We start from the raw sequence: 1,391 nt of genomic DNA, 5'->3' as shown, positions 1-1,391 counted from the left end.
ACGCCACCATTTTCAGACTAATTTCGACAAGAACCATTATATAATATCACATTATTGTTTGTCAATACAAACAAAATCAACACTGAAAATTGAATTTACATAATCTTTAACGAAGAAATCAAAGCATTTTGGTCGAATAATGAACTATTCGCCGTCAAAAAACACGTCACCGAAAAGGAGTAATATCAGTATGCCTCGCAGAGGAGAAAACATTTATAAACGCAAAGATGGCCGTTGGGAAGGCAGACAATTAAAAACTGACGGCAAATATCAGTATTTCTATGGAAAAAGCTATCGTGAAGTAAAAGAAAGAATGAAATCTTATCAGGAGAACGGAAAAAGCATTATGAAAAAAGAAGTTAAAGCTCTTGTGAATGCTTCTTATCTTTTTGAATCATGGTTGGACAGCGATCTTTCAAAAAGGGTAAAACCGTCAACGTTCGAAAGCTATTACCATTGCATAAAAAAATATATCATCCCTTTTTATATAAGCAGGGATGATTATCAAATAACAGTAAATTCAGTTTTAGAATTCGTAAAATTCATGCATGATGACAACTCTATTTCCCAATCTTATAAAAGAAAAATACTGGCAGTTTATAAAACTGCCCTCAGAGAGATATTAAACAACACTCCTGATTCACTTATAATACTAAATCAAGTAAAATTCCCAAGAACGGAGCAAAATGAAGTACAAGTGTTCACAATGAAAGAACAATGTCTGATTGAAAAAGCAGTTTTAAGCTGCCCTGACAAACGAACGCTTGGCATTGTCCTGTGCTTTTACTCGGGAATACGTCTGGGAGAACTTTGTGCTTTAAAATGGTGCGATTTTGATTTTGAAAACGGAACATTGTTTATCAACCGTACTGTTTCACGCACAAAGAATTTTTCTGATGATGATAATAAAACCATACTGCTGATTGGTACTCCTAAAAGCCGTACCTCTTCAAGAAAGATTCCTCTGCCATCATTTTTGATTATTATTCTGAAAGAATATTATGAACTTTCAGGAAAAGATAATTGCTATTTTATGACCAGCAGTGAAATTCCCATTGATCCAAGAGCATTTCAGAAGTTATATAAAAAAATACTTAATAAGGCAGGAGTCCCGGATCGTAAATTTCATGCGATTCGTCATACATTTGCTACCCGGGCATTGGAATTAAGTGTAGATATTAAAACAATCAGTGATATACTGGGGCACTCTAATGTCTCCATTACCATGAATATTTATGCCCATTCTTTGATGGAACAAAAAAAGATTGCAATTGACCGCTTTAACAATATGCATATGGCCAGCATGGAACACGGACAATTCGCCGTCATAACCCCCGTCAGAGAGAATCAATATCTCAGTAAAAATACGGATTTCTAAGGTGTAAGACACA

General features: G+C 34.7%; 1 protein-coding gene. It reads left to right on the top strand.

Going from position 1 to position 1,391, the window contains the following annotated elements; translation table 11 throughout:
• Positions 1-190 precede the first annotated feature (190 nt).
• Positions 191-1,378, top strand: a complete 1,188-nt coding sequence (locus V7D18_RS23000; RefSeq protein WP_426157876.1) for a tyrosine-type recombinase/integrase — start codon at positions 191-193, stop codon at positions 1,376-1,378.
• Positions 1,379-1,391: the final 13 nt, after the last annotated feature.

This window comes from Lacrimispora sp. 38-1, from assembly GCF_049890855.1.
In the GTDB taxonomy this organism is placed as follows: domain Bacteria; phylum Bacillota; class Clostridia; order Lachnospirales; family Lachnospiraceae; genus Lacrimispora.
Note: the sequence above shows the minus strand (reverse complement) of the source record. Positions and strands in the feature narration are given on the sequence as shown.